The organism is Variovorax sp. ISS6 (genome assembly GCF_056523145.1).
Genome location: NZ_JAWRZC010000001.1, coordinates 2,507,040 through 2,523,536, shown reverse-complemented (window position 1 = coordinate 2,523,536; position 16,497 = coordinate 2,507,040). Strand labels below are relative to the sequence as shown.

14 protein-coding genes are annotated in these 16,497 nt (G+C 68.8%); 2 read left to right on the top strand and 12 right to left on the bottom strand.

The genetic code is table 11. The features are described 5' to 3' along the window. Nucleotides 1–111 precede the first annotated feature (111 nt). The 3 genes from AC1HIL_RS11510 to AC1HIL_RS11500 form a co-directional block, all read right to left on the bottom strand. Nucleotides 112–1,131: a bile acid:sodium symporter family protein gene (locus AC1HIL_RS11510; RefSeq protein WP_057593764.1), complete on the bottom strand. Its 1,020-nt coding sequence runs from the start codon at nt 1,129–1,131 to the stop codon at nt 112–114. Nucleotides 1,132–1,202: 71 nt separating this feature from the next. Next, complete coding sequence (locus tag AC1HIL_RS11505; RefSeq protein WP_057593763.1) at nt 1,203–1,658, bottom strand: response regulator; 456 nt, start codon at nt 1,656–1,658, stop codon at nt 1,203–1,205. Nucleotides 1,659–1,789: 131 nt separating this feature from the next. Continuing rightward, nucleotides 1,790–2,776, bottom strand: a complete 987-nt coding sequence (locus tag AC1HIL_RS11500) for a quinone oxidoreductase family protein (RefSeq protein WP_479671839.1) — start codon at nt 2,774–2,776, stop codon at nt 1,790–1,792. A gap of 104 nt (nt 2,777–2,880) precedes the next feature. On the opposite strand from AC1HIL_RS11500, the gene AC1HIL_RS11495 reads away from it, so the two are divergent. Beyond that, nucleotides 2,881–3,786: a DMT family transporter gene (locus AC1HIL_RS11495; protein WP_057593762.1), complete on the top strand. Its 906-nt coding sequence runs from the start codon at nt 2,881–2,883 to the stop codon at nt 3,784–3,786. 21 nt (nt 3,787–3,807) lie between these two features. Here the strand turns inward: AC1HIL_RS11495 and AC1HIL_RS11490 are convergent, their stop codons facing one another. Genes AC1HIL_RS11490 through AC1HIL_RS11470 form a run of 5 tightly spaced genes read right to left on the bottom strand, consistent with a single transcriptional unit; the run spans nt 3,808 to nt 10,644 of the window. Then, a complete protein-coding gene (locus AC1HIL_RS11490; protein WP_479671838.1) occupies nt 3,808–6,168 on the bottom strand; it encodes a DUF5672 family protein in 2,361 nt (786 codons plus the stop codon). 46 nt (nt 6,169–6,214) lie between these two features. Next, nucleotides 6,215–7,015: an SDR family oxidoreductase gene (locus AC1HIL_RS11485; RefSeq protein ID WP_057593761.1), complete on the bottom strand. Its 801-nt coding sequence runs from the start codon at nt 7,013–7,015 to the stop codon at nt 6,215–6,217. Nucleotides 7,016–7,056: 41 nt separating this feature from the next. Next, entirely contained in the window at nt 7,057–8,001 is a 945-nt protein-coding gene (locus AC1HIL_RS11480; RefSeq protein ID WP_479671837.1) for a DMT family transporter, read from the bottom strand. A gap of 22 nt (nt 8,002–8,023) precedes the next feature. Continuing rightward, the gene (locus AC1HIL_RS11475) at nt 8,024–9,637 is read right to left on the bottom strand and encodes a gamma-glutamyltransferase family protein (RefSeq protein ID WP_479671836.1); all 1,614 of its coding nucleotides are present in this window, start codon (nt 9,635–9,637) and stop codon (nt 8,024–8,026) included. 23 nt (nt 9,638–9,660) lie between these two features. Further along, the gene (locus tag AC1HIL_RS11470) at nt 9,661–10,644 is read right to left on the bottom strand and encodes a Bug family tripartite tricarboxylate transporter substrate binding protein (RefSeq protein ID WP_057593758.1); all 984 of its coding nucleotides are present in this window, start codon (nt 10,642–10,644) and stop codon (nt 9,661–9,663) included. Nucleotides 10,645–10,743: 99 nt separating this feature from the next. On the opposite strand from AC1HIL_RS11470, the gene AC1HIL_RS11465 reads away from it, so the two are divergent. Next, complete coding sequence (locus AC1HIL_RS11465) at nt 10,744–11,667, top strand: LysR family transcriptional regulator (RefSeq protein WP_479671835.1); 924 nt, start codon at nt 10,744–10,746, stop codon at nt 11,665–11,667. A gap of 81 nt (nt 11,668–11,748) precedes the next feature. Here AC1HIL_RS11465 and AC1HIL_RS11460 read toward each other — a convergent pair whose 3' ends face one another. The 4 genes from AC1HIL_RS11460 to AC1HIL_RS11445 form a co-directional block, all read right to left on the bottom strand. Then, nucleotides 11,749–13,260: a tripartite tricarboxylate transporter permease gene (locus AC1HIL_RS11460; protein WP_057593756.1), complete on the bottom strand. Its 1,512-nt coding sequence runs from the start codon at nt 13,258–13,260 to the stop codon at nt 11,749–11,751. Nucleotides 13,261–13,273: 13 nt separating this feature from the next. Beyond that, entirely contained in the window at nt 13,274–13,759 is a 486-nt protein-coding gene (locus AC1HIL_RS11455) for a tripartite tricarboxylate transporter TctB family protein (protein WP_057593755.1), read from the bottom strand. Nucleotides 13,760–13,919: 160 nt separating this feature from the next. Then, nucleotides 13,920–15,710 carry a type IV pilus assembly ATPase TfpB gene (tfpB, locus tag AC1HIL_RS11450; protein WP_413764285.1) on the bottom strand — a complete coding sequence of 597 codons (1,791 nt, stop codon included), beginning with the start codon at nt 15,708–15,710 and terminating at the stop codon, nt 13,920–13,922. Between the two features lie 4 nt (nt 15,711–15,714). After that, nucleotides 15,715–16,494 carry a class I SAM-dependent methyltransferase gene (locus AC1HIL_RS11445; protein ID WP_296741606.1) on the bottom strand — a complete coding sequence of 260 codons (780 nt, stop codon included), beginning with the start codon at nt 16,492–16,494 and terminating at the stop codon, nt 15,715–15,717. Between the last annotated feature and the right edge of the window lie 3 nt (nt 16,495–16,497).

The following is a 16,497-nucleotide window of genomic DNA, read 5'->3' as shown; positions in this document are numbered from 1 at the left end:
CGCAGACAGTGGGGTCGCCTTTTCTTTGCCTACTTTCTTTTGGCGAAGCAAAAGAAAGTAGGTCCGCCGCCGGGCGGAATTCCCGGCTCCTGCCTCAGCAAAAGCAAACCGCTATTTAGAGGAAGTAGCAGCCCCCAATGCATCAGGCTCAACAGCAACACGCACCTGCCGCCGCGCATACCTCTGCGCCAACACAGCACAAACCATCAACTGCATCTGATGAAACAACATCAGCGGCAAAACGATGGCGCCAACCGCATGCGAAGCAAACAGAACCTTCGCCATCGGAATCCCGCTGGCCAGACTCTTCTTCGACCCGCAGAACACGATAGTGATCTCGTCCTCCGTATCGAAGCCAAGCTTGCGCGCCAACAAGGTAGTAAGGCTCAACGCCAACGCCAGGATCACCGCACACACCACCAGCAACCCCACCAGCGCATGCCCCGGCACCTGCCGCCACAACCCCTCGATCACCGCAGCACTGAACGCCGTATAGACCACCAGCAGGATCGACCCCTGGTCCACGAACTTCAGCACCGAAGCACGCCGCTTCACCCAGCCCCCGATCCAGGGCCGCAGCAGATGCCCCGCCGCGAACGGCACCATCAGCTGCAGCAGGATCCGCCCGATCGCATCGAGCGAGGACGAAGCCGCGTGCCCGCCATGCGGCAACACCACCAGCCCCACCAGCACCGGCGTCACGAACACCCCCAGCAGCGTCGATGCCGAAGCACTGCAGATCGCAGCCGGCATGTTGCCGCGCGCCATCGCCGTGAAGGCGATCGCCGACTGCACGGTGGCCGGCAGCACGCACAGATACAGCACGCCGGTGTAGAGCTCGGGCGTGACCAGCGGCACCAGCACCGGCTTCAACGCCAGCCCGAGCAGCGGGAACAGCACGAAGGTGCTCGCGAACACCAGCAGGTGCAGCCGCCAGTGGGTGATGCCCTCGAGGATCGCCTCGCGCGAGAGCTTGGCGCCGTGCAGGAAGAACAGCAGGCCGATGGCCACCGTGGTCAGGCCCTCGAAGAACTGGGCGGGACGGCCGCTGGCGGGAACGAGGCTCGCAAGGGTGACGACCGACAGCAGGGCGAGGGTGAAGTTGTCGGGCAGGAGGCGGGAACGGGACATGGAAAGGCAAAGCGCGACCGGCCCCGGGACGGGGACGATCGCTCGAATAAGGGATTACCCGTATTTTCGCGCTAGTGCGCCGTCGAGGCGGCGGGGCGCGAAGAAGGCGACGCGGACGGTGGGGGATAGCCCGTGGGGGCGGCCGTGAAGCGTGCCTGGCGGCAGCGCAGGCAGTAGTCGATCAGGTCGTCGACCTCGGTCGCCTTGTCGAACACGGCGTCGGCGCCGAGCTGCAGGCAGCGGCGGCGCATGTCGGGCGTGGCGTGATTGCTCAGCACCACCATCTTCTGCGACGGATCGCGGTGGCGGCAGGCCTGCAGCACGCTGAGGCCGGTGCCGTCCTTCAGGAACAGGTCGACGATCGCCAGGTCCCACAACGCCATGTTGCGCGTGAGCCAGCGCGTGCTCTCGGCCTCGGTGTCGGCCAGGCCGACCGGATCGACCCGCGCCACCTCGCGCAGGGTGCCCACGAGGTTCTCGCGGATGGTGGGGTTGTCTTCGACGATGAAGGTGCGGACGGTGCTCATGGCGGCGGGCGGCGATCCCGATCAGGCGGGATGGCCGGCGGGGCTTTGTTGCCAACGAGGCTACAAAGTGCGCCCGCCACAAGACGCAGGCATGACACCCCTGCCCGGGTAGGACAAGGCCGGGGCGCCGCTCAGAGCGTGAGGATCGTGCAGCCCGTGGTCTTGCGCGCCTCGAGGTCGCGGTGCGCCTGCTGCACGTCGTCCAGCGCATAGCGCTGCACGATCGGGATCTTCACCGCGCCGCTCTGCACGATGGCGAACAGGTCGTCCGCCATCGCCTGCGTGCTCTCGCGCGTGGCCAGGTGCGAGAACAGCGTGGGGCGCGTCAGGTACAGCGAGCCCTTGGCCGCCAGCACGCCGAGGTTGACCGGCGGCACCGGGCCCGAGCCGTTGCCGAACATGGCCAGCAGGCCGAAGGGACGCAGGCAGTCGAGCGAGCCCTCGAAGGTGTCCTTGCCGACCGAGTCGTAGACCACCTTCACGCCCTTGCCGCCGGTGATCTCCTTGACGCGGGCCGTGAAGTTCTCGCTGCCGTAGTTGATGGCGTGCGCCGCGCCGTGGTCGAGCGCGAGCTGGCACTTGGCGTCGCTGCCGGCGGTGCCGATCAGCTGCAGGCCCAGCGCCTTGGCCCACTGGCAGGCGATCAGGCCGACGCCGCCGGCCGCGGCATGGAACAGCACGAAGTCGCCGGGCTGCAGGCCCTCGGCCGGCAGCGTCTTCTTCAGCAGGTACTGCGTGGTCAGGCCCTTGAGCATCATGGCCGCGCCGGTCTCGAAGGAGATGTCGTCGGGCAGCTTGCAGACGCACTTGGCGGGCATCACGCGCAGCTCGCTGTAGGCGCCGGGCGGCTGGCTCGCATAGGCGGCGCGGTCGCCGGCCTTCAGGTGCGTCACGCCCTCGCCCACCGCCTCGACCACGCCCGCGGCCTCCATGCCCAGCTGCAGCGGCATCTGGAACGGATAGAGCCCGCTGCGCTGGTAGGTGTCGATGAAGTTCAGGCCCACGGCCTTGTGGCGGATGCGGATCTCGCCGGGGCCGGGCTCGCCGACCTCGACCTCGACGATCTTCAGTTCCTCGGGACCGCCATGGCGGTCGATACGAACGGCTTTGCTCAACATCGGTGCTGTCTCCACGCGCGAAAAAAGAAGAGGCGCATCCTGCCATGTTTGGGGGTTTCCGCGGCGACACGGGTCATTGCATCCAGCCGTTAGAGTCGGCGCCCATGTCACAGCCGCAGCGCCTCACGCCCCTGACCGTCCTCCTGCTCGTCGTGCCGCCGCTGCTGTGGGCCGGCAACGCGGTGGTCGGCCGCCTGGTGCGCGAGCTGGTGTCGCCGCTCACGCTGAACTTCGTGCGCTGGGTGATCGCCTTCGTGCTGCTGCTGCCGCTCGCGGCCCCGGTGCTGCGGCCCGCGAGCCCGCTGTGGGCGCACTGGAAGCGCTACGCGCTGCTGGGCCTGCTGGGCATCGGTCTCTACAACGCCTTCCAGTACCTGGCGCTGCAGACCTCCACGCCGATCAACGTGACGCTGGTGGGCTCGAGCCTGCCGCTGTGGATGCTGGCGGTGGGCAGCCTGTTCTTCGGCGCCCGCCCGCATGGGCGCGCGATCGGCGGCGCGCTGCTGTCGATGCTCGGCGTGCTGCTGGTGCTCAGCCGCGGCGAATGGCGCCAGCTGCTGGCGCTGCGGCTGGTGCCGGGCGACCTCTACATGATCCTCGGCACCATCGCATGGGCCTTCTACAGCTGGCTGCTCGCGCGCACGCACGAGCCCGCCGCGCTGCGGCGCGACTGGGCCGCGTTCCTGATGGCGCAGCTGGTGTTCGGCATCGCCTGGTCGGGCGCGCTCGCGGCCGGCGAATGGGCGCTGACGCCGGCCCACCTCGACCTGGGCTGGCCGCTGGCCGCCGCCATGGCCTTCATAGGCATCGGCCCGGCCGTGCTGGCCTACCGCTGCTGGGGCACCGGCGTGCAGCGCGCGGGCCCGCAGGTGGCGGGCATCTTCATGAACCTCACGCCGCTGTTCGCGGCCGTGATGTCGGCGGCCTTCCTGCGCGAGGCGCCGCACTGGTACCACGGCGCGGCCTTCGTGCTGATCGTGGGCGGGATCGTGGTGTCGACACGGCGCTGAACGAGCGCTCGCGCGCGCTGCTCAGGGCTTGCGGAACAGGCCCGTCAGCAGGCCCTTCTCGTCGAAGCGGTCGTCCTTGAAGCACTCGATGGTTTCCAGTCCCGCCGCTTCCATCGCCCGCGCCAGGCTGGCCTCGGTGTAGAAGCCCACGTGGCAGGGATCGGGATAGGCGCGGTCGTAGGGGATCGAGATCACGAAGTGGCCGCCCGGCACCAGCGACCGGCACGCCGACGAGAGGAAGTCCGCCACGTCGTCGGCGTAGATGTGCTCCAGCGTATGGAAGCTCACGACGGTGTCGGCCGGCGGCACGATCGGGCCGTCGGCCGTGAGGTCGTGCTCGACGAACAGGCTCGGCAGGGGCACGGCTTCGAAGAGTTCGCGTGCCAGCGACAGCGCCTGTTCGTTGAGGTCCACGCCGACCACTTCGCGCACGCGCGGGTTTTCGCGCAGCCAGTAGGTGCTCGCGCCGTGGTTGCAGCCGATGTCGAGCACGCGGCCCCGGATGAAGGGCGCGTAGGCCTGCAGGATGCGGCGGTTCGCATGCCGCTCCCAGAAGCCGAACGGGCTCGGCTCGACCGTGAGGTACGACTCCTTGGCATAGCGCGCCTGCGGCGGCGCGGCGGGCGCGAACAGGTGCGCCAGTTCCGGTTGGCTCGCCAGCCAGCGCGGCGCCTCCTCGCGGCCCACCAGTTGCCACGCGTAGCCGGGCCGGTCATAGAGGTCGCGTCCCGAAGCCAGCAGCGCGGGAATGTCGAGCGACTCGAGCAGCTCGGGCCGGTTGTATTCCTGGTGCGCGAAGCCGCGGATCTTGGCGCGCACCGCCTCCTCGTCCATCGCGAGGTACGACAGGTGCCAGCCCGCGTCGTCGATCAGCCGCGCGGGCTGGGCGCCGCTGCGCACGCGCAGGCGCAGCTGGTCGGGCGTGAGGCCGTCGAGCCGCGCGCGCGTGGCCGCCACGGTCCAGATCGCGGCGGCCTCGGGGCCCCGCACGTTGCGGTAGTCGGCGTAGAAGTAATAGAAGGCCTGGCGCAGCCCGAAGACCTCGTGGCGGCGGTCGTCGCGCATGGCGCGCACGACTTCGGCGCGCGGTATCTCGTCGGCGTCGGAGACCATCACCAGGTCGTGCGGCGCCGCGTCGTGCAGGCCGCGCAGGATCTGGTTGCGCTGGAATTTCTCGCGGATCCAGAAGCCCGATTTCGGCGCGTCGGCATGCCAGTCGCCGGGCACGGCGATCGCATCGGCGGCCGCGTCGACCTCGGGCATGTCGTGCACCGTCACATGGCGGATGCGCGGCAGGAAGGCCGCGATGCGCGGATCGGCGGCATCGAAGCGCAGCGGCTTGGGCGCGCCGGTGAAACTGCGGTCGGCCTCGACCACGACGAAGCAGTCGACCACCTCGTCGAGCTCGTGCAGCCGCGCCGCGAGGATGTCGGCCTCGCCGTTGTAGGTGAAGCAGTCGTAGACCCTGCGCGTGGGACCGGGCGACACGGCCGCGGCCTGCGCCTCGGGCGGGAACTCGATGCGGTAGCCGCGGCGCTCGAACATCGTCAGCAGGTCGCGCTCGCCGTACCAGCCGTCGAGCTCCGACAGCGGCACCAGCGAACGCACCGTGGGCGGCGACAGCGACACCAGCCGACGCACCTTCGAGTGATGGCCGAAGATCTTCAGCGCATCGAAGCCATGGTGCAGCTGCGGGCCCGCATGCTCGATCGCGAACTCGCGCGCCAGCTCGACCGGCGCGAAGCGCAGGCCCCGGGCCTCGAGCGCCGGCCGCAGCACGCCGGTCAGCTGCACGTCTTCCAGCAAGGGGTTGTGGTGCCAGTGCATCCGCAGCGGCTCGCCCTCGAGCGCGTCGGGCGGCGGAATCTCGACGCGGATCTCGGGATGGTCGACCAGCGCGCGCAGGAAGCGCCGGCTGCGCAGGCTGAAGCCGCCGTTGAGCACCGGCGTCACGCGGTGGTCGGGCCGCGCGTACTCGTCGGCCCATTCGAAGCGGTTGCGCCAGTAGGCCGGCCCCTGCGGCGGCTCGATTCGCGCGAGGTGGATCGGCGCGCCGATGCAGTCGTGGTCGAGGAAGGCCTCGTTCCAGTTGGCCGCGTCGAGCACCCAGCCGTCTTCCTGCACGATCAACGCGAACTCGGTGTCCACCAGGCGCCAGAGCGCGAACATGATGAACCAGCTGTACTCGTGGTAATCGAGCGGCGCGATCGCGCGGTGCGCGATGCCGCGGCCCAGATCGGCCGGCGCCTGCGGGCTGCACAGCAGCGCGCGCGCGCCGGGCATCTGCGCCAGGCTCAGTTCGAGCGCCATGGCGGCGCCGCGCGCATCCGGCAGGCCGGTGACGGACACCAGCGTGATCTTCTGAAACGACTCCCTGCTCATCTTCTTGCCCCGCGAATTCTTCGTTCCGCGTGATGCCCGGTCCGGCTCAGTAGGTGCCGGGGTAGGCACCGCCATCGGCCAGCACGTTCTGCCCGGTCATGTAGCCGGCCTGCACGCTGCACAGGAAGGCGCAGATGGCACCGAACTCGGCCGGCGTGCCGAAGCGGCGCGCGGGCACGGACTTCTTGCGGTTCTCCCACACGGTGTCGAAGTCCAGGCCCGACTTCTGCGCCGCGCCGCTCATCGTGCCCTTGAGGCGGTCGGTCTCGAAGGAGCCGGGCAGCAGGTTGTTGATGGTCACGCCCTTGGCCGCGACACTGCTGCGCGCCACGCCGGCCACGAAGCCGGTGAGGCCGCTGCGCGCGCCGTTCGACAGGCCCAGCACCTCGATCGGCGACTTCACCGAGCTCGAGGTGATGTTGACGATGCGCCCGAAGCCGCGCTCGGCCATGCCGTCGACCGTGGCCTTGATGAGCTCGATCGGCGTGAGCATGTTGGCGTCGACCGCCTTGATCCAGTCCTCGCGCTCCCAGTTGCGGAAGTCGCCGGGCGGCGGGCCGCCGGCATTGGTGACCACGATGTCGAAGGCATGGCCCAGCGCGAACACCGCGGCGCGGCCGGCCTCGGTCGTGATGTCGGCCGCCACGGCCTTGACGAAGGGAGCCGGCGTGCCCGCGGCCGTGGCCGCGTCGGCCAGCTGCTTGGCGGCCGCCTCGAGCGCCTCGGCGCCGCGCGCCACGATCACCACGTTGACGCCCTCGCGCACCAGCGCCTCGGCGCAGCCGTAGCCCAACCCCTTGCTCGCGCCGCACACCAGCGCGGTCTTGCCTGCAATGCCCAGATCCATTTGTTCGACTCCAGAAGAGAAAGAAGAAAAGCGCGACGGCCTCAGCGGCCCTTGCGCGTGAAAACGAAGATGCCCGCGATCACCAGCGCCGTGCCGGCGGCGATCCAGGCGGTGAACGGTTCGCCGAGTATGACCACGCCCATGAGGATGGTCGACAGCGGTCCGATCATGCCGGTCTGGGCGGCGATGGCCGGCCCGATGCGCTCGATCGCCATCATCACCATCAGCACCGGCACCGCGGTGCACAGGGTGGCGTTGAGCACCGACAGCCAGATCACCTCGGGCGCCACCTGCAGCGCCGCGCCGAGTGGCCGCAGCAGCGCGAACTGCGCGAGGCAGAACAGGCAGGCCACGGTGGTCGCGAGGCCCACCAGCCGCAGCGAACCGAGGCGCTGCACGAATTCGCCGCTGTAGACCAGGTAGCCCGCATAGCTCACCGCGCTGAGGAACACCAGGAACGCGCCCCAGGCCGCCGCGAGGCCGCCGCCCTTGCTCTCGCCGGCCAGCAGTTCGTGGCCGAACACCAGCAGCACGCCCGCGTAGCTGATGACCATGCCGACGAGCTGCGGCCGCGTGACGCGGCGGCGGTACAGCACCCAGCCGAAGAACAGCACCAGCGTGGGATTGAGATAGAGGATCAGCCGCTCGAAGCTGGCCGAGATGTAGGCCAGGCCGGCGAAGTCGAGGAAGCTCGCGAGGTAGTAGCCCGAGAAGCCCAGCCCGATCACGCCGAGCCAGTCGCGAACGCTCAAGGCGGGCTTGCCGCGCCCGGCCCACCAGGCCATGAGCGCGAACAGCGGCAGCGCGAACAGCATGCGCAGCATGATCAGCGTCACGGCATCGACGCCGTGGCGGTAGGCCAGCTTGACGATGATCGCCTTGCCGCTGAACGCGATCGCGCCCAGCGAGGCGAGGACGAGGCCGGGCGCGATGCTCTTCGCGCCGTCTGGAAGGGGAATGCCGGTGCTCGCGGCCGTCTTGGTCATCCCCCGATCATCGCGTGAAAGCTCAATACCCTGCTGCCGCTCCGTCTCGGCGCGGATCGCTGGCGGCCACGTAGCCCTCGACCGAGGGATCGCCCGCGCGCCAGATGAACTGGCCGGCACCGAAGTCCTGGTAGGAGTCGTTGATGACCTCGAGGTGATGGCCCAGCCCGCGCAGGCCCTGCACGGTGGCGGGGTTCATCGCGGCCTCGACGTTGATCTCCAGACCCGCGTTGAAGCGCCAGCGCGGCGCGTCGCAGGCGGCCTGCGGGCTCTGCTTGTAGTCGAGCATGCGCACCAGCGTCTGCATGTGGCCCTGGGGCTGCATGTTGCCGCCCATCACGCCGAAGCTCATCACCGGCTGGCCGTCCCTGGTGAGGAAGGCCGGGATGATGGTGTGGAACGGGCGCTTGCCCGGTGCCACCACGTTCGGGCTCTCGGCCTTGAGGCTGAAGCCGTGGCCGCGGTTCTGCAGGCTGATGCCGAACTCGGGTTCGACGCAACCCGAGCCGAAGCCCATGTAGTTGCTCTGGATGAAGCTCACCATCATGCCGCTCTCGTCGGCCGCGGTGAGGTAGATGGTGCCGCCCTTCACGGGGTTGCCGGCCTTGAAGTCCTGCGCCTTGCTGCGGTCGATCAGCCGCGCGCGCGAGGCCAGGTAGGCATCGTCGAGCATCTGCTCGGTCGTGACCTCCATGGTTCCGCGCTCCGACACGTAGCGGTAGACGTCGGCGAAGGCCAGCTTCATGGCCTCGATCTGAAGATGCTGCGACTCCACCGAGTCGACCGGCAGCGAGGCGATGTCGAACTTCTCGAGGATGCCCAGCGCGATCAGCGCCGCGATGCCCTGGCCGTTGGGCGGGATCTCGTGCAGCGTGTGGCCGCGGTAGTCGCGCGAGATCGGCGTGACCCACTCGGGCTGGTAGGCCGCGAGGTCGGCCACGGTGAGCGCGCCGCCCTGCTCCTGGGAGAACTTCGCGAGCGCCTCGGCGATCTCGCCCGTGTAGTAGGCCTCGCCCTTGGTACGGGCGATGGCCTTGAGCGCGCGCGCGGCGGCGGCGAAGCGGAACAGTTCGCCGACCTCGGGCGCGCGGCCCCAGGGCAGGAAGGCCTGCGCGAAGCCCGGCTGCGATTGCAGCAGCGGCGTGGCCGCGAGCCACTTGCCCTGCACCACCGGCGGCACCAGGTAGCCGCGCTCGGCGATGTCGATGGCCGGCGCCATCAGGTCGGCGAAGGGCAGCTTGCCGAAGCGCTCGCTGAGCGCGGCCCAGCCGCGCACCGCGCCCGGCACGGTGACCGAATCGATGCCGCGCATCGGCGGGGTGGCGGCGTCGGCGCCGTACTTGGCCTTGAAGTACTCGGGCGTCCAGGCCTTGGGCGCGGGGCCCGAGGCATTGAGGCCGTGCAGTGCCTTGCCGTCCCACAGGATGCAGAAGGCATCGCTGCCCAGGCCGTTGCTCACGGGCTCGACCAAGGTCATGACGGCCGCGGTGGCGACCGCCGCGTCGACCGCGTTGCCGCCCTGCTGCAGGATGCGCAGGCCGGCCTGCGCGGCCAGCGGATGCGAGGTCGACACAACGTTGCGCGCGAACACCGGGATGCGGGTGGAGGTGTAGGGGTTGCCGAAATCGAAGTTCATGGCGGTGGTGCTCTCGTGTGTCTTCAGTCGTTGGTGATCTTGCGTTCGACGACGATCTTCTTCCACTTGGCGGCGTCGGCGGCCACCATCTTCGCGAACTGCTCGGGCGTGCCGGCCGTGGCGGGCTCGATGCCCAGGCGCGACAGCTTGTCCTTGACCTCGGGGTCGGCCAGTGCCTCGTTGGCGGCCTTGTTCACGCGCGCCACGAGATCGGCCGGCAGGCCCTTGGGGCCGTAGAAGCCGAACCAGGTGTTCGATTCGTAGCCCGGCAGCGTGTCGGCGATCGGTGGCAGCTCGGGCGCCAGCGGGCTGCGCTTGAGCGAGGTCACGCCCAGCGCGCGCAGCCGGCCGTCGCGCACGTGCGGCATGCCGGTGGGCAGCGAATCGAACAGCACGTCGACCTTGCCGCTGATCAGGTCGGGGATCGCGAGCGCCGTGCCCTTGTAGGGGATGTGGGTGACGAACACGCCGGCCTGCGCCTTGAACAGCTCGGCCGTGAGCTGCACGATGGTGCCGTTGCCGCTCGAGGCGTAGTTGAGCTTGCCGGGGTTCTTCTTCGCGTAGTCGATCCACTCGCGCACCGTCTTCGCGGGCGAGTTCACGGGCACCAGCATGATGCTCGGCGCGTCGCCCACGTGCGCGATCGGCGTGAAGTCGCGCACCGTGTCGTAGGGCAGGCGACTGGTGATGGCCGGGCCGATCGAGTGCGTGCTGGTGGTGGCCAGCAGCAGCGTGTAGCCGTCGGGCGCGGCCTTGGCCGCGATGTCGGAGCCGATGGCGCCGCCGGCGCCGGGCTTGTTGTCGACCACCAGCGTGGTGCCCAGCTTCTCGCCCATCTTCTGGCCCAGCGTGCGCGCGAACAGGTCGGTGGCACCGGCCGCGGGAAAGGGCACGACAAGGCGGATCGGCTTGTTGGGGTAGCCCTGCGCGAGGCCGGTGGCCGGCGCGGCCAGGCACAGCGCGGCGAAGGCGGCCGCGAGGCCGTGGAGAAACTGGTGGCGTTGCATGGTGCTGGATTCCCTTCGCAAGATGGCGAACATTCGATGCTAAGCAGCGCGGGCGCATCAAGCCAGATAATCCTGCTTATTCAACTATGAGCACAATTTATGGCACGGATCGCCGCCGAGGAGGTTTCGCTGCAGCAGCTTCGCGCGCTCGCGGCGGTGGCCGAAACGGGCAGCTTCACGCTGGCCGCCGAGAGCCTGCAGCTGACCCAGCCGGCCATCAGCCACCTCGTCAAGCGCATGGAGGAGGACCTCGGCCAGCCGCTGGTGGTGCGCGGGCGGCGCATCCGCATGACCGATGCCGGCCAGATGATGGTCGACACGGCCGTGCGCGCGCTGCGGCTGATCGATGAATCGGTCAATGCCTGCCGCTCGCAGGCGCAGTTGCGCGAGGGCCGCGTGGTGCTGGCGGTGGGCCATCTCACGGCCGGCGCGCTGATGCCGCCGCTGCTCGGGCGCTTCGCGCACAAGCACCCCAAGCTGGCCACCACGCTGCTCGACAGCACCGCCGAGCAGATGATCTCGCGCATCCTCTCGCAGGAGGCCGACCTGGGCTTCGGCTCCGACATCGGCCAGGCGCATTCGGAGCTCGCGACCGAGCCGCTGTTCGTCGAGCGCATGGCGCTGTTCGTGCGCGAGGACCATCCGCTCGCGCAGCGCACCAGCATCGAGGCGCGGCAGCTCGAGGCCCTGCCCTTCATCCACGTCAACCCCGACGCCAACGTCTGGCGCGCGGTGAGCCGGCAGCTCTCGAGCGTGGCCAATGTCTATCCGCAGGTGGCGCACCACGTGTCGATGCTCTCCACCGCCTTCGGCCTGATCCAGGCCGGCGCGGGCGTGGCGCTGCTGCCGCGCTACGTGGAGGTGCTGATGCCGCCGAACCTGCGCGCGCTCTCGGTCACGCGGCCGGTGCTCGAATACCCGCTGGTGGCGGTGCGGCTGGCCAAGCATCCGCTGAGCCCGGCGGCGATGGCCTTCCTCGACATCGCGCGGCAGCACCTGAAGCCGCGCGCGGCGAAGGGCTGAACGGCCTTCGCCAAAAACGAACGGCGCCCGCAGGCGCCGTTGGCTGGAACGAGCCCGGCACGCATGCCGGGCAGTCGTCGATCACTCCTCGACGAAGGCTTCCTCGCGCTTCGACTTCACGGCCGGCAGCAGCACGATCACGAGCAGCAGCAAGGCGGCAGCCAGCAGGCCGGCGGAGATCGGACGCGTGATGAACACGCTCCAGTCGCCGCGCGACAGCAGCAGCGAGCGGCGCAGGTTCTCTTCCATCATCGGGCCCAGGATGAAGCCCAGCAGCAGCGGCGCGGGTTCGCAGCCGAGCTTGAAGAAGGTGTAGCCCACGAAGCCGAAGATGCCCACCATCCAGATGTCGAAGGTGTTGTTGTTGGTCGAGTACACGCCGATCGCGCAGAACAGCACGATCGCCGGGAACAGGTACTTGTAGGGCACCGACAGCAGCTTGATCCACATGCCGATCAGCGGCAGGTTCAGGATGATCAGCATCGCGTTGCCGATCCACATCGAGGCGATCAGGCCCCAGAACAGCTCGGGGTTGCTGGTCATCACCTGCGGGCCGGGCTGGATGTTGTGGATCGTCATCGCGCCCACCATCAGCGCCATCACGGCGTTGGGCGGAATGCCCAGCGTCAAGAGCGGAATGAAGGAGGTCTGCGCGCCGGCGTTGTTGGCCGACTCGGGAGCCGCCACGCCACGGATGTTGCCCTTGCCGAAGGGCACTTCGCCCGGCTTCAGCTTGGTCTTCTTCTCGATGGTGTAGGCCGCGAAGGCCGCCAGCAGCGCACCGCCGCCGGGCAGGATGCCCAGGGCCGAGCCCAGGGCCGTGCCGCGCAGCACCGCGGGCACCATGCGCTTGAAGTCTTCCTTGGTCGGGAACAGGCCCTTCACCTTGGCGGTGAACACTTCGCGCTCTTCGTCGGGACGCGAGAGGTTCGCGATGATTTCGCCGTAGCCGAACACGCCCATGGCGATGGCCACGAAGCCGATGCCGTCGGTCAGTTCGGGGATGTCGAAGCTGAAGCGCGCCACGCCGGAGTTCACGTCAGTGCCCACCAGGCCCAGCAGCAGGCCCAGCACGATCATCGCGATGGCCTTGAGCAGCGAGCCCGAAGCCAGCACCACGGCGCCGATCAGGCCCAGGATCATCAGCGAGAAGTACTCGGCCGGGCCGAACTTGAAGGCCAGCTCGGTCAGCGGCGGCGCGAAGGCGGCCAGGATCAGCGTGCCCACGCAGCCCGCGAAGAACGAGCCCAGGCCCGCCGCGGCAAGCGCCGGCCCCGCCCGGCCCTTGCGCGCCATCTGGTAGCCGTCGATCACTGTCACCACCGAGGATGACTCCCCTGGCAGGTTCACGAGAATCGCGGTGGTGGAGCCGCCGTACTGCGCGCCGTAGTAGATGCCGGCCAGCATGATGAGGGCCGACACCGGGGGCAGTGCGTAGGTCGCGGGCAGCAGCATCGCGATGGTCGCGACGGGGCCGATGCCGGGCAGCACGCCGATCAGCGTGCCCAGGATACAGCCGACCAGGCAGTACAGCAGGTTCGTGAAGGTGAACGCGACGCCGAAGCCGGTCGAGAGGTTTTGAAAGAGTTCCATGGTGCTTGCGTCCTCAGCCGATGAAGGTCGGCCAGACCTGGATCTGGAGCTTGAGCGCCCAGATGAATGCCACGTAGCTGCCGACGGCCAGCACGGTGGCCAGGATCAGCACGCTGGGCAGCTTGAACTCGTGGCCCGCGAGACTCGCGATGATCACCAGCGCATAGATCGCGATGATCATCCCCATGGCCGGCAGGCCGATGCTCGGCAGGCCGCCGAGCAGGATGCCGAACATCAGGTTGGCGCCGAGAATCAGCACCACCTGCTTCCAGGCCCACTTGCCGATCTTCTCGCCGTCGGTGGTTTCGACGGTCAGGCCGCTGAACATGATGCCCAGGCCGATCACCGCCATCAGGATGCCGAGCACCAGCGGGAAGTACCCGGGGCCCATGCGAGCGCCTGTGCCCACGCTGTAGTTGGTGGCGCCCCAAGCGAAGGCGACCCCGACCACGGTGAACATCAGGCCCGAGAAAAAGTCTTTCTGACTCTTGATTTTCACGAACAGTCTCCTCGAACAAATTTCGATGCGGGATTGTGGAGTCAGGTGGAAGTCAGCCTCATGTGGGTTCCACCTATCGAGAACTTAGGGATAACCCCGGTGCACGGGGCGCCTCGAATGTAGGTAGTTCGTGTTCGGCGCGAGGCTGCGCCGGGACACATCAAGCGTCGAGCGGCGGGGTCGCGCTCAGCACTTCCTCGATCGTGGTCAGGCCCTCGGCCACGCGCAATGCGCCCGCGAGGCGCAATGGCCGCATGCCGTCGACCACGGCCTGGCGGCGCAGCGCGGCGAGGTTGGGCTCCTTCGTGACCTCGGCGCGGAAGGTCTCGCTGATGCTCAGCAGTTCGTACAGGCCCATGCGGCCCATGTAGCCGGTCATGCGGCAGTCGACGCAGCCCACCGGCTTGTAGGCGCGCACCGAGCCCGTGATCTGCCACGGCTTGACGATGGCCTCGAGCTTCTCGCGCGTGATGCCGTCGTCGGGCTGCTTGCAGTGCGGGCACAGCGTGCGCACCAGCCGCTGCGCGAGCACGCCCAGCATCACCGCATTGATGAGATACGAAGGCACGCCGAGCTCCATCAGCCGCGTGATGGCGCTGGGCGCGTCGTTGGTGTGCAGGGTGCTGAACACGAGGTGGCCGGTCAGCGCGGCCTGCACCGCCATCTCGGCGGTGGCGAGGTCGCGGATCTCTCCCACCATGATGATGTCCGGGTCCTGGCGCATCAGCGCGCGCAGGCCCTCGGTGAAACCGAAATCGAGTTGCGGTTGCACCTGCGTCTGATTGAACGAAGGCTCGATCATCTCGATCGGGTCTTCCACCGTGCTGACGTTGACCTCCTCGGTCGCCACGCGCTTGAGCGTGGAGTACAGCGTGGTGGTCTTGCCCGAGCCGGTCGGGCCGGTCACGAGGATGATGCCGTTGGGCCGCGTGACGAGCTGCTCCCAACGCTGCGCATCGTGCTGCGCGAAGCCCAGCGCGTCGAGGTCCTTGACCGCGGTGTCGGGGTCGAAGATCCGCATCACCATCTTCTCGCCGAAGGCCGTGGGCAGGGTCGACAGCCGCATCTCGATCTCTTCGCCGCGCATGTTGCGGGTCTTGATGCGGCCGTCGAGCGGGCGGCGCTTCTCGACCACGTCCATGCGGCCCAGCAGCTTGATGCGCGCGACCATCGCGTTCATCACGCCCATCGGCATCTGGTAGGCCGGGTGCAGCACGCCGTCGATGCGGAAGCGGATCACGCCCTGGTCGCGCCGCGGCTCGAGGTGGATGTCGCTCGCGCGCTGGTCGAAGGCGTACTGCCACAGCCAGTCGACCACCTGCACCACGCTCTGGTCGTTGGCATCGAGCTGCCTGTTGCTCTTGCCGAGCTCGACCAGCTGTTCGAAGCTCGCGCCGCCGGTGTTGCCGCCGGCCTTCTGCGCCGCGCGCACCGATTTCGCGAGCGCGAAGAACTCGGCCGTGTAGCGCTGGATCTCGGCCGGATTCGCGACCACGCGCCGCACCGTGCGCCGCGACTGGCGCTCGACCTCGGAGATCCAGTCGGTGAGGAAGGGCTCGGCCGTGGCCACCACCACCTCGTTGGGCAGCACCTGCACCGGCAGCACCTTGTGGCGCTCGGCATAGGCCGCGCTCATGGTGTCGGCCACCTTGCCCACGTCGACCTTGAGCGGATCGATGCGCAGATAGGACAGGCCCGCGCGACCCGCGAGCCACTGCGCGAGCGTCTCGAGGTCGAGCGGCTTGCTGTCGCTCTCGCGCGTCATCGCGACATTGGCCAGCCGCACCAGCGGATGCTGGCGGCTCTCGGCCTGGGCGCAGCGCGCGATGGTGCGCTTGGCTTCCAGCGGCGAGATCACGCCGTCGGCGGCCAGCCATTCGATCAGGCGACGCAGCTCGAGCGGCCCTTCGGGGCGGGTGGCCGGTGCGGCGGAAGCGGGAACGGCGCTCATGGATTCAGATGGAAAGGACCGGCTTGAAGACCCGCAGCCACTTGGGCGCGGGCAGGCCCCAGCGAGTCTGGATGGTTTGGGCACGCTCGGCAAGCGCCTCGCGCCTGGGCCGGCTGGGCTGGCGCTGCGCGAGCACCACCGTGTTGCCCTCGCGCGTCGGCTTGAAGGCCCAGACCGCGTCGGCGCCGAAGGCGGCCTGGATCTTCTCGAGGCTGCGCTCGTAGCTCGACGAGCGGCCGAAGAGGTTGACCGTCATCGCGCCGTCCTCGGTGAGCAGCGCGCGGCAGTCGGCATAGAAGTCCTCGCTGTCGAGCACCGGCGCCGCGGCCTCGTGGTCGTAGAGATCGACCTGCAGCGCATCGACCGTGCCCTGCCATTCGGGCCGGCGGATCTCCTCGGCCGCGTCGGCGATGACCACGCGCAGCTTGGCATCGTCGGGCGGCAGCTTGAACCAGCCGCGGCAGGCCGACACCACCTGCGGGTTGAGCTCGACCGCGGTGGTGCGCATGCGCAAGGTCTTGCGGCAGAACTTGGTGAGCGTGGCCGCGCCCAGGCCGAGTTGCATCGCATGGCGGTTGCCGATGCCGGTGCCGTCGACGAACAGCAGCCAGGCCATCATGCGCTGCACGTACTCGAGCTCGATCTCGTAGGGCGCGTCCAGCTTCATCGAGCCCTGGACCCATTCGGTGCCCAGGTGCAGGTAGCGGATGTCGCCCCAGTCGGAGAAGTTGACCTCGGGCAGTTCGGCGGGAAGGCGGGAAGTGGATTGCTTGCGTGCGGCCATCGG

Excerpts from the sequence above, each read along its gene's own strand:
- AC1HIL_RS11510 (WP_057593764.1), bottom strand. The coding sequence starts at position 1,131 with ATGTCCCGTTCCCGCCTCCTGCCCGACAACTTCACCCTCGCCCTGCTG.
- AC1HIL_RS11505 (WP_057593763.1), bottom strand. The coding sequence starts at position 1,658 with ATGAGCACCGTCCGCACCTTCATCGTCGAAGACAACCCCACCATCCGC.
- AC1HIL_RS11500 (WP_479671839.1), bottom strand. The coding sequence starts at position 2,776 with ATGTTGAGCAAAGCCGTTCGTATCGACCGCCATGGCGGTCCCGAGGAA.
- AC1HIL_RS11495 (WP_057593762.1), top strand. The coding sequence starts at position 2,881 with ATGTCACAGCCGCAGCGCCTCACGCCCCTGACCGTCCTCCTGCTCGTC.
- AC1HIL_RS11490 (WP_479671838.1), bottom strand. The coding sequence starts at position 6,168 with ATGAGCAGGGAGTCGTTTCAGAAGATCACGCTGGTGTCCGTCACCGGC.
- AC1HIL_RS11485 (WP_057593761.1), bottom strand. The coding sequence starts at position 7,015 with ATGGATCTGGGCATTGCAGGCAAGACCGCGCTGGTGTGCGGCGCGAGC.
- AC1HIL_RS11480 (WP_479671837.1), bottom strand. The coding sequence starts at position 8,001 with ATGACCAAGACGGCCGCGAGCACCGGCATTCCCCTTCCAGACGGCGCG.
- AC1HIL_RS11475 (WP_479671836.1), bottom strand. The coding sequence starts at position 9,637 with ATGAACTTCGATTTCGGCAACCCCTACACCTCCACCCGCATCCCGGTG.
- AC1HIL_RS11470 (WP_057593758.1), bottom strand. The coding sequence starts at position 10,644 with ATGCAACGCCACCAGTTTCTCCACGGCCTCGCGGCCGCCTTCGCCGCG.
- AC1HIL_RS11465 (WP_479671835.1), top strand. The coding sequence starts at position 10,744 with ATGGCACGGATCGCCGCCGAGGAGGTTTCGCTGCAGCAGCTTCGCGCG.
- AC1HIL_RS11460 (WP_057593756.1), bottom strand. The coding sequence starts at position 13,260 with ATGGAACTCTTTCAAAACCTCTCGACCGGCTTCGGCGTCGCGTTCACC.
- tfpB (WP_413764285.1), bottom strand. The coding sequence starts at position 15,710 with ATGAGCGCCGTTCCCGCTTCCGCCGCACCGGCCACCCGCCCCGAAGGG.
- AC1HIL_RS11445 (WP_296741606.1), bottom strand. The coding sequence starts at position 16,494 with ATGGCCGCACGCAAGCAATCCACTTCCCGCCTTCCCGCCGAACTGCCC.